This is a genomic window from Pedobacter sp. CG_S7 (assembly GCF_040544395.1).
GTDB lineage: Bacteria > Bacteroidota > Bacteroidia > Sphingobacteriales > Sphingobacteriaceae > Pedobacter.
This window is the reverse complement of the sequence record NZ_JBEONS010000003.1, coordinates 37055-51607: the sequence shown is the minus strand read 5'-3', so window position 1 is coordinate 51607 and position 14553 is coordinate 37055. Positions and strand designations below refer to the sequence as shown.

The window sequence follows — 14553 nt, the reverse complement described above, 5'->3', positions numbered from 1 at the left end:
AAATTTCTTAAAAAACCAATGTATTACCTTAGTAAACTAACAATTATAGCTCCTAAAGAAGCCACTGCCGTTCCCACTCCAATCCAACTCTGGGCTGTCATCCGCTCTCTCTCAGCCCTTTTAGGCACTAAAATCTCAGCACCTGGTTTTACTCTAGGATAATTCCTAAAGAATATTAAAAAACTCTTTGATGCTTCTACAGAACCATTCGCATATTTAATAAATGCACCGCTTTTCAAAGCCTGTGACGTATAGCCCCCGGCACCATTTAAATATTGCTTAAACCCTTTACTGGAGGAGTAAACGATGCTATTAGGATTAAGCACCTCACCTGTTACTTTTACGGTCTGCAGTTGTCTCGGAACCCTGATTACATCCCCATCTTCAACAATTAAATCTACCTTAGACAATGGCTTATCCATGATTCTCTTAAGGTCAATACCCACTAAATCTGATTGAACCAACTTAAGTTCAACTACTGCCTGAGCTGTATCTTTTACACCAGCTTCCTGTGCCCTTTTAAGGTTCATGAATTTCTTGGCTTCTTCGTCCTTATTGTTAATAGCGTTCTTATCATTAGGATTTACTTTCTCCGCTCCGGGTCGTTTTAGCGAGGCACCGTCAACATAAGCCAAAGGACTCAAACCTCCAGCTCTTTTGATAAGATCAGAAATTCTTTCGTTTTTCTGAGTAATGGTATAAATACCTGGATATAAAACTTCTCCTTCTAATTTTACTTGTTTTTGTATCTGATAGCCTTCTGAACTACGAATCGATATCACATCGAATGGTTTCAACACAAAATTCTGATCCATTATTTTGAGGCTTTCGTTCACATTCACTGTAAAAACTTCAGCTGTACGTGCAGAAATAGATGTTACGTCACTATTTTTAATTCTTCTCGAAATCTCAATCCGGTTCGGAGTTGCGCCTTCGTTAAAGCCACCAGCCATTTGGATGACATCCTCCAGGCTCATGTTGTCAGCATAATTAAAAGTGCCTGGCGCTCTGACTTCACCTTGAATACTCACTTTATATTCATCGCGCAAATCAAAAAGTGAAGAAATAGTAACCTTATCTTCTCTTTGTAATAGAATATCCTTTTCAGTTCCTGCAATCACCTTTGCCACATCGAAGGATAGTAAAGCTAAAGTATTATCCGCATTTAAACGGTTGATGTAACCCCGGTTTAAGAAGGCATCTTCTGTTAGTCCATCTGCCTTAATGATCAATCCTTTTAAAGTTAGTCCTTTTTCCAATTCAAATGGTCCGGGCCTGAATACTGCACCTTCAATTTCAACACGGTTTTCAAAACGATCAAGAATAGTTTCTACAATATATTTATCCCCATTTAAAGGCCCATAAGTAGCAAATTTCTCTGCCACTACATCAATAATCTTTCGCTCTTTATTAGTGTTTTGCAAAACTTTGATTTTTGCGGTATAAGCCTGATTGCTAAAACCACCGGCAAAACGTAAAACATCATCCAAAGACTCAGAACTTAATACCTCAAATAATGCAGGACGCTTCACTTCTCCAGACATTTCTACCCTGCTTTGATAAACGGGAATATTAATTACATCCTGATCTTGTAAACGTATGTTGTTAACCTGAATGCCTTTCAACAAGAAGTCATAAACGTCAATAGTAGAAACCACCTTATTGTTCCTGATCACTTGAATTTTACGGAATGAACCATTTAAATTTGGCCCTCCAGATGCATTCAAAGCATTGAACACCGTTGAAAGCGACGATAATGTATAAGAACCAGGTTTTACTACCTCCCCTACTAGAGTGATTTTTATACTCCTGATATTACCTAAATTAACAGCAATTTTCGTTCTCCCACTTCTTAAAGCAGGGTAGGTACTTGCCATTTTTGAAGTAATTTTTGAAGTCGCTTGTTCAATGGATAGTCCCCCTACAGCAAGGTTGCCGACATATTGTAAGCGGATTATTCCTTCAGGACTTACTTTTAATTTATAACTAGCTTCATTATCCCCTGATAGGTCTATCAACAACTCATCATCAGGTCCAATCACATAACTTTTAGGTGTCGCCATCCTTAGGTTTGGCTCAAAAGTGATGTTACTATTTTTAAACAATTCAGCACCAAAAACTTTTGGAATCAAGTTGCCAAAAGCGTCTCTAAGCGCTGATTCCCCAGAATTAGCTGAATAGTTTTTGAATTTTTTATTTGTAGTATCAGATTGTTCTGAACCAATATAAACTCTTTCTGAACTTTCATTATCAGAAGTTTGGCTGGCTGGTTTCGGTGTTGAGCCATCTATAGAAGTGCTTCCTTGCTTCCTAACTTTTTCTACACGCAAGCGCAATTTCTCAATCTCATCAGCCTTCATTCCTTGTGCAGCAGCCATCTGTTCCAATTGTACATCATTGTAACCAATAGCTTCTGCCCGTTGCATCAATTGTTTAATCTGTGCATCACTAAGCTCATCAACTTTTACATCAGCATAATTATTCTGTGCAAAAGCAACGGATGTTAGTAAAGTTACGGCAAAAAATAAAAAAGTAGTGAAGGCTTTTTTAAAGCTCATATATCATGATATTAATAGAAATTATTCAAAATTATTTAATGGTGTATAACCACCTTTTTTAAGGTGCTCATCTTTTTTCATAAGTATAAGGTCTGCAAGAACCATGTCTTTAACCAATAAAGGAAGATCATATTTAGGTTCCCAGCCTAATTGCGTTTTTGATTTAGTTGGATCACCCAATAAAAGATCAACTTCTGTTGGTCTAAAATATTTTGGATCCACCTTAATTACTTCCATACCTAAATGAATTGCTGAAGCATTTAAACCCAGTTGTGCGACAATTTCAGGGTCTAAATCAATAATAACACCTTTTTCATTTTCATCTTTACCTATAAATTCGATTGTTATCCCTAACTCAGCGAAACTCATTTTTACAAAGTCGCGAACTGTTGTAGTTATACCTGTAGCTATAACGAAGTCTTCTGCTTTTTCTTGTTGCAAGATTAACCACATGGCTTCAATATAATCTTTTGCATGCCCCCAATCCCTTTGTGCAGAAAGGTTACCCAAATACAAACACTTCTGTAATCCTAAAGCTATCTTACAAGCAGCTCGGGTAATCTTACGTGTCACAAAAGTTTCTCCTCTCAATGGACTTTCATGGTTAAAAAGAATACCATTACAGGCAAACATACCATAAGCCTCCCGGTAATTTACCGTAATCCAATAACCATATATTTTAGCCACGGCATAAGGCGAACGTGGATAAAAAGGTGTCGTTTCACTTTGTGGAACCGCCTGCACCAGTCCATACAATTCTGAGGTAGATGCCTGGTAAATCCTGGTCTTTTTTTCTAGGCCTAAAATCCTAACGGCTTCAAGCAACCTTAATGTACCAATTCCATCAACATTTGCAGTGTATTCTGGCATTTCAAAACTCACTTGTACATGACTCATTGCAGCCAAATTATAAATTTCATCTGGTTGAGTTTCCTGTATTATCCTAATTAAATTCGTCGAATCTGTGAGGTCACCGAAATGCAGTTTAAAATTAATACGCTGCTCATGCTGGTCCTGGTACAAATGGTCGATACGGTCTGTATTAAACATGGAAGTCCTTCTTTTTAATCCATGAACAAAATATCCCTTTTTTAATAAAAATTCTGCAAGATAGGCACCATCCTGACCTGTAACGCCTGTAATTAGGGCAACTTTCATAAAGTATTAATTGATTAATTGGGCAAATATATAGAATTCAACTTACATCCTATTGATGCACCGGTTTAAACTCTCCTTCCAATATGGAATGCTAATATTAAATGTGTTTTTTATTTTAGATTTATCTAGAACTGAATAATGTGGTCGCCTTGCTTTGGTAACAAACGCATTGGAATTTACCGGGAGCACCTCAATGTCAATTTCTGCAAATTCAAAAATAGCTTTTGCAAAATCATACCAGGAAGCTACACCTTCATTACTGTAATGATAAATGCCATAAGCATTTTGATTAGAATTGATTATTAAAGTAATGGTTTGTGCCAGATCCATAGCATAGGTTGGGGTACCAACCTGATCAGAAATAACCTGTAAATGATCCTTAATTTGTGCGAGCTTCAACATGGTTTTACAAAAATTATTTGCTTTTTCTGAATACAGCCAGCTGGTGCGGAGAATATAATATTGATCCAGCACTCTTGGAATAGCCTGCTCTCCCTTTAGTTTGGATAAGCCATAAACATTGATGGGATTTGTGATGCTGTTTTCTGTTAGCGGAATTCCTGAAGCGCCATCAAATACAAAATCTGTAGAAATATGGATCAGCGTGGTCTGGTAAGCAGTACAGGTTTTTGCCAGCCTTTCAACGGCATGTTCATTAATTTCGAAGGCCTGGCCTTCATCTTCTTCAGCCTGGTCTACAGCGGTATAAGCCGCACAATTGACACAAAATGCAGGTTGATATTTTTCAAACAAGCTTTGCATCTGATCCGGTGCAGAAAGATCAAGGTCGGCTGAGGATAAAAACACATACTGATATGGCTGTTCTGTACTGCCGGTAATTTCCTGAAGGCACTGCCCAAGCTGGCCATGGCCTCCTGTAATAATGATATTTCTTTTCATTTAGTTTTTATTGCCAAAGTGAACCTGAATACCTATGGAAACCGGGTTAATTAAATATTCGGTTTTATGAAATTTACTCAGTGTTCTGGTATTGGATACATCCTGAGAAACATTTTCCTGGCGTTCATAAGAATAAAAGAACTCCAGATTGCTTTCTGCGAAAACAGAGATTTGTTTAACGGGATTGAATTTGACCCCAAATACGGGCGATATGGTAAAGCCTTCTTTGGTGGCAATAATTGAATTCTGTGACTGTGGCATATCCATTATTATGCGTTGTGCATTGATGTTTGTAGAGATGCCTTCAAACTTATTTGTCCTATAGCCCAGATCAAAGGCAAAATAAGGTTGGATCACTGCATAATTAAAGTTTTTCTCGAAACCAACCTTAAATGAAAAGTCTTTCATAACACCATCCACCAGTTCACAATTTTCGCAGTTATTGGCAAAGCTCAGGTTCTTTTTAACATAACTTCCGTTAAGCCGGTAACTAAACTGATTGTCATTAAATTTGACCAGGTAACTGTTAAAGTAAGTAGTGATGTATTTATCACTATTGGTCTGGTTCAGAATCTTGGGCATTTGCATGTAATTATAGCCTCTAACACCAATACTATAATTAAAATCACCATTCATTTGGGAAAATGCACAGGTAGAAAGCAAAGAAAAGGTGAATGCAAGGAGCAGTTTTCTCATATAAATTTTATAATGTCAATTTTGCAACAAAAGTATTCAATAAAATACACTTACTTCTAGTATTTATTTTTTACCGCTAATCGCAAAGACTATACCAAACCGGGATTTCCGTTTCTTTCATCTCCTCAATATAATCCATAATTTGAAATAATTTTTCGTGAACAAAATAAAGCAGGTAAACATTTAATGGTTCTGTTAGGTATCCTTCACAATCCCGGCCTTCTGGTTGTTCAGCACCGCATTCATCTAGAAGAAGATAACATTCGGTCCACAGATCACAGATGGAACTAGTGATTAAGACTCCAAATTCTTGGTTTAACAATGCAGGTTCCTCAAAATACATGTCATTAATTAAATTAATAACCCTGCGCTGGGCACAATTGATTTGACATAATGGATCCTTAATTTGACCAACATTATTTTCAATTTGATTCAGCAGTGTTGAAAACACATTCAGGGCATCCTTTATTTTCTTTTCCATTTCTAGCAATGAGGCTTTAAAGCAATGGCTGACCTCACTTTTATTAAAAGTATTAGAAAAAAATAATATTGTTTACGGAATAGGCGTATAAGGCGTTTTTAGCTAAAAAAGACGTTAATACACGTTTATTTCGCATCGTTATAAGCCTTAGACTCCATCTTTATAAATTTCCGTAGCTTTGTTTAGACATCTTTCAACTTTCATAAAATGACATATAAAGAAAAACTAACCGCTATTCGCAAACAAATGCATGCTGATAACGTGCAGGCTTACCTCATCCCTTCTGCTGATCCGCACATGAGTGAATACCTGCCGAAACATTATAACTGTATCCCTTTTACTTCTGGATTTCGTGGTTCTGCAGGAACTTTGGTTATCACTCAAGATTTCGCCGGCTTATGGACTGATTCCAGGTATTTTGAACAGGCAGCCGAACAATTGGATGGTAGTGGTTTCGAATTAGTGAAATTAAAAGTGCAGCACATGCCCGAATACATCCAATGGCTTGGAGAAACTTTACCTCATGGATCGGTTGTGGCCACTGACGAGAAGCTACTCTCTATCTTATCGGGTGATCTTTTAACACAGACTCTTTCTGACAAAGGAATTTCATTAACACATAAAGATTATTTAAACCCAATTTGGCAAGACAGACCGCCCTTACCTACAGATGCCGCTTTTTTAATTGAAGAACAACATATAGGTCAATCAGTAAGCTCCAAATTAAAAGAAATTAGAGCAGCCTTAACCAAATACCAGGCAGATTTTCATTTGGTTTCTTCCCTGGATGACATGGCCTGGTTATTTAACATCAGAGGAAAAGATGTGAACTATAATCCGGTCGTTTTAAGTTTTGCCTTAATTAACCAGGATTATGCAAAGTTATTTATCAACCCGAATAAACTAACGGAAGCAGAAAAAGAAACTTTGTTGAAAAACGGGGTGGAAGTTTTTCCTTATGAAGCTATTGAAAACGCTTTAGCTCATCTTCCTGAAAACAGTTCGATTCTTATTGATCCTAAACGTAACTGCTACGCTTACCTGAAGGTTTTGCCAGCGACTGTAAAGGTGATTAAAGAAACCAATCCTTCTACAGTTTTAAAAGCAGTTAAAAATGAAACAGAACTGGCAAATACCAGGACTGCAATGGTAAAAGACGGTGTTGCGCTTACCCGTTTCTTTAAATGGATTTCAGAAAACATTGGTAAAATTAAAATTACCGAACTTTCTGCTGCTGCAAAATTGCGTAGCTACAGAGCGGAACAAAATGGTTTTGTGGGCGATAGTTTCACTACTATAAGTGCTTATAAAGCGCATGGTGCCCTGCCTCATTATTCTGCTTCTACTGAAAGTGATTCGGAACTTCAACCGGAGAGTTTATTCCTGGTAGATTCCGGAGGTCAGTATTTTTATGGAACCACCGATATTACCCGCACCATTTCTTTAGGAACGAATACCGAAGAGGAGTGCATGGACTATACTTTAGTGTTGAAAGGCATGATTGATGGTTCTAAATTACGCTTCCCAAAAGGAACTTGTGGTTATCAAATTGATGCTATCACCAGGAAACCAATCTGGGAACAGGGTATAAATTATGGTCATGGAACCGGACATGGCGTTGGCTATTTCCTAAATGTGCATGAAGGCCCGCAAGTATTTAACCCCACTAATAACCCTGTTGCTATTGAATTAGGAATGATTACCTCTATTGAGCCAGGCATTTATCGCCCCGGAAAACATGGGATTAGAATTGAGAATTTAGTAAATACCGTTTCCAATACCACTACCGAATTTGGTGAATTCTATGCTTTTGAGGCTTTAACGCTAGCTGCAATCAACACTAGGATCGTTAAGAAAACCCTTTTAGAGCAAAGCCAAATCCAATGGTTAAATGATTATAATGCAATGGTTTTCGAGAAATTAAGCCCCTTTTTAACAACAGAAGAAAACAACTGGCTGAAAAAAGAAACCCAGGCAATTTAAGTCGGTAGACTTATTTTACCCATTAATACAGATGGCAGACCAGGGCGGCTTCCGAAATCAAGCCGCCCTCCTGTTATACATTCATTCGCCAGCAAGGCAAACAACACCGCTTCTTTAGCATCAGGATCTACTTCCAGTTCTTTTGTGTCTTTTAAGGTCTTTTTTAGTTTTTCGCTTATCTTCTGAACCAGCAAAGGGTTATGCATCCCTCCTCCGCTTAAATAAATCTCAAAGTTTGCAGAACTTTGGTTTTTAAGCGCACTTATAGATCGCTCTATCGCTTCGGTAATTCCTATAGCCGTAAACTCGCAAAGCGTCGAAAGAATATCCTCATTGGTAAGAACTTGCACGGCATCTTTTTCAGGATTAACCTGGTGCCCGCTAGCAATTAAGGCTTTGATCAAATAATTTAAATTAAACAACTCAGGTCCGGTGGTCTTAGGAAAGGGTAAGCTAAAGAAAGGTTCTTTCAACAAAGCGGCCAACAGCGCTTCATTTACCTCCCCTGCTGTAGCTAAGGCTGCATTTTCATCGTATTGCATACCTGGGTAATTCATTTGTACAAACTGATCCATCAGCGTATTCCCCGGCCCCACATCGGTAGAGAATACCAAGCCTGGTTTTCTGCCTGATGGCAGGTAAGTGAAGTTGGCAATTCCGCCTATATTCAATAAAATGCGGTTCTCCTTGGGACTGGAAAAAATCAAATAATCGCCATATACTGCCAATGGTGCTCCTTCTCCCCCTGCAGCAACATGCTTTTGCCGAAAATCGCTTACCGTAATTACACCTGTTTTAACCGCCAAATGATCGCCATCGCCAATTTGTAAAGTCGCATTTGGCCAACCACTTAAATGGTGTTTAGAAATAGGTGCGTGAAATATCGTTTGGCCGTGACTGGCAATTAAATCTACTTCGTTGCTTGGGTAACCCCATTCTTTGAGACATTGTAAAATCAAATCTCCATGATAAGTACCAATATATGCATTCAACAAGGTGACTTTCTGTAAATCAACCTGCTCTTTAAAAGAAATCGATTTCAGCTCTTCCTTAAAATCCGCTTCATAAGGAACCGTTTTAAAGTTCAGTAATTCAGTTTTAGTGTCCATACCTGAACCATGAAAACGGCAAAGGGCTATATCCAATCCATCTAACGATGTGCCAGACATTAAGCCTATAATAACCCGGCTTCGGGATGTGGAAAGTTCGTAAAGTTTTTTAAGGTGGTGGTTCATATTTCTATTGGCTATTTTTATCTGGCATTACTACTTTCCTATACATCACTCTAAATTTTTACCTAAAAATACAGAAATTAAATTATTTAAGGCCATAAGTTACAAATCCAAAAGTACTGTATTACTGTTCGGGTAATCCAGTTTAGTGCTTTTACGCTCTCCATTATAATGCATGTGCATGATATTAGTTTGATCGTCAAATAAATCATACATCAGGCTGTTGTTAATGGCTAACTTTTTTAATGCTTTAACTGGTACAGATTCAATATAAACTATAATTGCCTCCCTCTCTTTTTCAAAACCGATATAATTTAAACCTAAAGCTTTTCCGTTACCCTTTAATTGAACATGCAGGGCGATGTATTTCCTTAACAGTGCATCCATTTCCTTGTGTTTTGAAGGGGCAGAAAGGTCAGTAGGGACTTTGAATTGTTTGCTCAAAGCATTCTCTAAATCATCAGTAAATAAACGACAACTGATTTCTATCGTTTCGCCTTTAGTGGTATAATTGAGTTCCATGCTACTCAAGTGTAAAGGATGTCGGCCTGTTGCTACCGGGTTCTTTGCTTTAGGAAAAGACGTAAAGCCCAGCAATACGTAACAAATTAACAGCGATTGGCTTATTATTAGCGTCATAGATTCAATCTTATTTCAGTTTATAAAAAAAACGCCTTAAATTTATAATTGCTTATCTCCTTAAAACGATTCGCAAATTAAATCTAAATACTATAATAAGCTATTAATGAAGAAAATCTTTACTTTTTTAGTCTTTCTTGGTTCTTCCATTGGAATTTCACAGGCGCAAAACATCAGAAATAACCCGGAAAGTAACCACGGTAATAAATTTGAGCAACTTGGGACTATCCTCACCACCCCCAATGAACAAAGAACAGCAAGCGGTGCCCCGGGAGCGAAGTATTGGCAGCAAAGGGCTGACTATGATATCCAATGTACGCTGGACGAAAAAAACCAGTTGCTGACAGGTGCTGAAACGGTAACTTATGTTAACAATTCACCCGATGTGCTAACCTACCTCTGGTTGCAGCTTGATGAAAATCAACACAGCAATATAAATAATGCCAATTACCAGAATAGTACGAAGATGCCCGAAATGGCAACAACGGCAATGGTGGACAACGCGCAGGAAAGTGCGGCCGATAATGGCATGGGGATTAAAATCACTAAGTTGACAGATGCCCAAGGAAAACCATTGAAATATACCATAAATAAAACCATGATGCGTGTTGAAATTCCTACAGCATTGAAATCAGGACAGACTTTCGTTTTCAAAGTAAACTGGAATTATAAAATTGCCGACAGGATGAGCATTGGTGGTCGCGGTGGTTATGAGTTCTTCCCCGAAGATGGCAACCATCTTTTTACCATGGCGCAATGGTACCCCCGCTTGTGTGTATACAGTGATTTCCAGGGTTGGCAGAACCACCAATTTACGGGTCGTGGAGAATTTGCCCTTACTTTCGGAAACTTTAAAGTTCAAATGACCGTTCCTGCTGATCACCTGGTGGGTTCAACTGGTGAATGTATGAACTATGAAAAAGTGCTTACTCCAGTTCAATTGTCAAGATATAATAAATCTAAAACTGCTACCGAACCTATAGAAATTGTTACCCTGGAAGAAGCTAAAAAAGCAGAAACCTTGAAAAGTACAGCTACTAAAACCTGGATCTTTCAAGCAAATAATGTTAGGGATTTTGCATGGACTTCTTCAAGAAAGTTTATTTGGGATGCCATGGCACAGCCTATTGAAGGTAAATCTGTGATGTGCATGAGTTTCTATGGTAAAGAAGCCTATGGTTTATATCGCCCGTTCTCTACAAAAGCAATTGCACATACCATTAAAACTTACTCAGATTTCACTATTCCTTATACCTACCCGGTAGCTCAAAGTATTGAGGCTGCCAATGGCATGGAGTATCCAATGATCTGCTTTAACTTTGGCCGTACAGAAAAGGATGGTACTTATAGCGAATCGACTAAAAATGGCATGATCGGTGTCATCATTCATGAAGTGGGGCATAATTTCTTCCCTATGATTGTAAATAGTGACGAACGCCAGTGGACCTGGATGGATGAAGGATTGAACTCTTTCCTGGAATACCTGACAGAGGAATTATGGGACAATAAATTCCCAGTCAAGAAAGGTCCTGCTTATACCATCATAGATTACATGAAATTGCCGAAAGACCAGTTGGAGCCTGTGATGACGAACTCTGAAAACATCGTTCGCTTCGGTCCGAATGCTTATTCTAAACCTGCCACAGCCTTAAATATTTTAAGGGAAACCATTATGGGCCGCGAGTTGTTTGACTATGCTTTTAAAGAATATGCGAGAAGATGGGCTTTTAAACATCCTACGCCCGCTGATTTCTTCAGAACGATGGAAGATGCCAGTGGTGAAGATTTAGATTGGTTCTGGAGGGGGTGGTTTTACAGTACTGATGCCTGCGATATTTCTCTAGATGCTGTTAAATATGTTAAAGCAGATTTAAATGCCAAACTTCCAGCGGTGAAAAATAGCATGGTGAAAATCGATAAACCGCTGCTGAACACCTTTGAAGATATATCTAAAATTAGAAATAAAGAAGATAAAAACATTACCTTCTTCACTGATAAAGATCCTAAAACTAGGGATTTCTATTGGAAATATGCTCGTGGACAAGAAAAAGTGGATACCACTGCCCGCAAACAAGAAGTGAAGCTTAATGTAGAAAGCCTCAATGCTGCAGACAAAGCAAAGTATGCCAATAAACATTTTTACGAGCTTTCTTTCAGCAATAAAGGTGGCTTAATTATGCCCGTTATTGTGGAATTCACTTATGCCGATGGATCGAAAAAGGTTGACCGTATTCCAGCACAAATCTGGAGGTTGGATGAAAAAAACGCCTCTAAAATGTATGTGGAAGATCAGGAGGTAAAATCAATTAAGTTAGATCCCATGCGTGAAACTGCCGATATTGATGAAAGTAATAACACCTGGGGTGGAAATGTGGAGCCAAGCAAGTTCCAGTTGTTTAAACAAAAAGCTGGTGGCGCCGTAAGAGGCCAATCGGTTGGAATGAACCCAATGCAAGCAGTAAAGAAATAATACTTCAACCAGGAATAAATGCCGAAAACCTAAACAAAAAAAGAGGTGCTGAAGAAATCAGCACCTCTTCCAATTATTTAACCAACTCCAGCAAAGCCTGGTGATAATTATGGTAACTATTTGCTTCGATATTCAGGAACAAGAATGGTTCTATCAATTCTAACTCCATCAACACAAATTTATTATTAATCACCGCACCATCAACGCGGGCATATAAACAATCTTTAGCAAAAAGATCAACATATTGCTGTGTGCTTTCCAGTAAATTATTGGGCGGCACTTGCGAATGAATGGTACCCCCGAAGGAATGCTGTACTCTAAAATCACCTGTTTTAGGTTTCTTTAACAGGGCATGGCTAAACTTTCCATTAAAAAACAAGAACGACCATTCGCCATCTCTTTCAATCTCAGCGAGGAAGGGCTGTACTATAAAATCTTCCTGAGCAAGCAAGGAAACTATTTTAAGGTTTAATTCTGCTACATTTGCTTTTGTAACCTTAAAGGTGTTTTTTGAACCACCACTTACACAAGGTTTAATAATGAACTTGTCAGCCTTGAAATCCTCAAAATAATCATTTAAATCAATCTTTTGATCTTTAGTGATGAAAACACTTTCCGTTACTTTTAACCCTGCTGATTGGATGTCCTGTAAATAATGTTTATCGGCATTCCACTTCACAATGTCGACAGGGTTTAAAAGTCTGATCTTATTAGCTTTTAACATCTCTAACCAATTGTAGAAATCGTCAATAAAATCAAAATAATCCCATGGCGACTTTAAAATGGCAAGATCATAATTTTCCCATTCTACCTGCGGGTCGTTCCAAATCACAGTTTCTATAACTAGCCCTTTTAATTTAAGAAAAGTTAAAAGCTGTTCATCTTCCTCTTCTACAGTTGTGGAAGTATAAGCGCCTTTATCTTGATAGGTTACGTAAGCTATAGTCATATTTATTTGATCATTTTCAATAAATAGGCACCATAGCCACTCTTTACTAGTGGTGTTGCTATTTTTCTCAACTGCTCTTTATCAATAAAGCCCATTCGGTAAGCCACTTCTTCTATGCAGCCAATCTTCAATCCCTGGCGTTCTTCAATAACTTCCACAAATTGACCAGCCTGCATTAAGGAAGAAAAAGTTCCGGTATCTAACCAGGCTGTTCCCCTGCTCAACACGCCTACTTTAAGTTTGCCCTGTTCCAGATAAACTTTGTTTACATCCGTAATCTCAAACTCGCCACGAGGAGAAGGTTTAATATTTTTGGCGATCTCTACCACACTGTTATCGTAGAAATAAAGTCCTGGTACTGCATAATCTGATTTAGGATTTTCTGGCTTCTCTTCTATGGAGATCGCCTGGTTATCTTTATCAAATTCTACTACACCATAACGCTCTGGATCGGCAACCTGGTAGGCAAATACAACACCACCTTCAGGATCTGAACTGCTCTGCAGCAATCTGGACATACCATCACCGTAAAAGATGTTATCGCCTAATACCAAGGCTACTTTATCCTTACCAATAAAATCTTCACCAATTACAAATGCCTGCGCCAAACCATTTGGTACTTCTTGTACCGCGTAACTGAACTTACAGCCCAGGCTACTGCCATCGCCTAACAACTTCTCAAAATTAGGAAGGTCATGTGGTGTAGAAATGATCAGGATTTCATTGATACCGGCAAGCATCAATGTCGACAAAGGGTAATAAATCATCGGCTTATCATAAACCGGCATCATTTGCTTACTCATCACTAGCGTTAAAGGGTGCAACCTAGTGCCACTTCCGCCTGCTAAAATTATTCCTTTCAAATTATAAGAGTTTTATTATTAATTTAGTTGTTAAAGTTGATGAGTGGGTATTCCAAAATTACATTACGGCAACACTTTCTTCGAGCTCTTTATACCATTCTGCGCCATACTTTCTGATCAGTGGTTCTTTCAAAAACAAGTATACCGGAACTTTTAACTCACGGCCAAAGGTACATGCATCACTGCAGATGCTCCATCGGTCGTAATTCAACACATCAAATTCCGGATATTGGGTAATTCTTATAGGGTATAAATGACAGGAAAGAGGTTTTTGCCAATCTATAATCCCTTGTTCATGAGCTTTTTCAATCGCACATTTAGTAATGCCGTTTTCAAAAGTCACATAAGCACATTCTTTATTCCCGTCCACACAAGGGGTAGTTAGATCGCCATCAGCATCCAGTACCGAAGTACCGTATTCTTCAATGGCTGCAATGCCTTTGGGTGCCAGCATGTGCCTAATTTTTGGATAAATCTCTTCCAATATGGCCTTTTCTGCATTTTCTAAAGGGGCACCAGAATCTCCTTCTACACAACAAATCCCTTTACATTTACTTAAATTACACACAAAGTTCTCGCGGATCAAATCTTCATGTACAAGTGTGTTTTGAATTTCTATCATTT

General features: G+C 38.3%; 12 protein-coding genes. 2 read left to right on the top strand and 10 right to left on the bottom strand.

The window, feature by feature from the left end; genetic code table 11:
- Positions 1–23 precede the first annotated feature (23 nt).
- The 5 genes from AAKU52_RS03150 to AAKU52_RS03130 all read right to left on the bottom strand — a co-directional run bounded on the left by AAKU52_RS03150 (position 24) and on the right by AAKU52_RS03130 (position 5793).
- The gene (locus AAKU52_RS03150) at positions 24–2558 is read right to left on the bottom strand and encodes an SLBB domain-containing protein (RefSeq protein WP_354330137.1); all 2535 of its coding nucleotides are present in this window, start codon (positions 2556–2558) and stop codon (positions 24–26) included.
- A gap of 21 nt (positions 2559–2579) precedes the next feature.
- Entirely contained in the window at positions 2580–3716 is a 1137-nt protein-coding gene (gene gmd / locus AAKU52_RS03145) for a GDP-mannose 4,6-dehydratase (RefSeq protein ID WP_354330135.1), read from the bottom strand.
- Positions 3717–3758: 42 nt separating this feature from the next.
- A complete protein-coding gene (rfbD, locus tag AAKU52_RS03140) occupies positions 3759–4616 on the bottom strand; it encodes a dTDP-4-dehydrorhamnose reductase (RefSeq protein WP_354330133.1) in 858 nt (285 codons plus the stop codon).
- On the bottom strand, positions 4617–5312 hold the full coding sequence (locus AAKU52_RS03135) for a hypothetical protein (RefSeq protein WP_354330131.1): 696 nt from the start codon (positions 5310–5312) through the stop codon (positions 4617–4619).
- 76 nt (positions 5313–5388) lie between these two features.
- A complete protein-coding gene (locus AAKU52_RS03130; RefSeq protein ID WP_354330129.1) occupies positions 5389–5793 on the bottom strand; it encodes a hypothetical protein in 405 nt (134 codons plus the stop codon).
- A 207-nt stretch (positions 5794–6000) separates the two neighbouring features.
- On the opposite strand from AAKU52_RS03130, the gene AAKU52_RS03125 reads away from it, so the two are divergent.
- On the top strand, positions 6001–7776 hold the full coding sequence (locus tag AAKU52_RS03125) for an aminopeptidase P family N-terminal domain-containing protein (RefSeq protein WP_354330127.1): 1776 nt from the start codon (positions 6001–6003) through the stop codon (positions 7774–7776).
- Here AAKU52_RS03125 and AAKU52_RS03120 read toward each other — a convergent pair.
- Together AAKU52_RS03120 and AAKU52_RS03115 are read right to left on the bottom strand one after the other, a co-directional pair.
- The gene (locus tag AAKU52_RS03120; protein WP_354330124.1) at positions 7773–9011 is read right to left on the bottom strand and encodes an anhydro-N-acetylmuramic acid kinase; all 1239 of its coding nucleotides are present in this window, start codon (positions 9009–9011) and stop codon (positions 7773–7775) included. The two genes, AAKU52_RS03125 and AAKU52_RS03120, sit on opposite strands and share 4 nt — an antisense overlap.
- A gap of 99 nt (positions 9012–9110) precedes the next feature.
- Positions 9111–9647 carry a DUF6702 family protein gene (locus AAKU52_RS03115; protein ID WP_354330122.1) on the bottom strand — a complete coding sequence of 179 codons (537 nt, stop codon included), beginning with the start codon at positions 9645–9647 and terminating at the stop codon, positions 9111–9113.
- A gap of 106 nt (positions 9648–9753) precedes the next feature.
- On the opposite strand from AAKU52_RS03115, the gene AAKU52_RS03110 reads away from it, so the two are divergent.
- Positions 9754–12117, top strand: a complete 2364-nt coding sequence (locus AAKU52_RS03110; protein ID WP_354330120.1) for a M1 family metallopeptidase — start codon at positions 9754–9756, stop codon at positions 12115–12117.
- 73 nt (positions 12118–12190) lie between these two features.
- Here AAKU52_RS03110 and AAKU52_RS03105 read toward each other — a convergent pair whose 3' ends face one another.
- From AAKU52_RS03105 to AAKU52_RS03095, 3 genes are read right to left on the bottom strand one after another with little or no spacing between them, the layout of a single operon-like run.
- Complete coding sequence (locus AAKU52_RS03105; RefSeq protein WP_354330118.1) at positions 12191–13066, bottom strand: ATP-grasp domain-containing protein; 876 nt, start codon at positions 13064–13066, stop codon at positions 12191–12193.
- A 2-nt stretch (positions 13067–13068) separates the two neighbouring features.
- Positions 13069–13929, bottom strand: a complete 861-nt coding sequence (rfbA, locus tag AAKU52_RS03100; RefSeq protein WP_354330116.1) for a glucose-1-phosphate thymidylyltransferase RfbA — start codon at positions 13927–13929, stop codon at positions 13069–13071.
- 58 nt (positions 13930–13987) lie between these two features.
- Positions 13988–14551 carry a DUF3109 family protein gene (locus AAKU52_RS03095; protein WP_354330114.1) on the bottom strand — a complete coding sequence of 188 codons (564 nt, stop codon included), beginning with the start codon at positions 14549–14551 and terminating at the stop codon, positions 13988–13990.
- Positions 14552–14553: the final 2 nt, after the last annotated feature.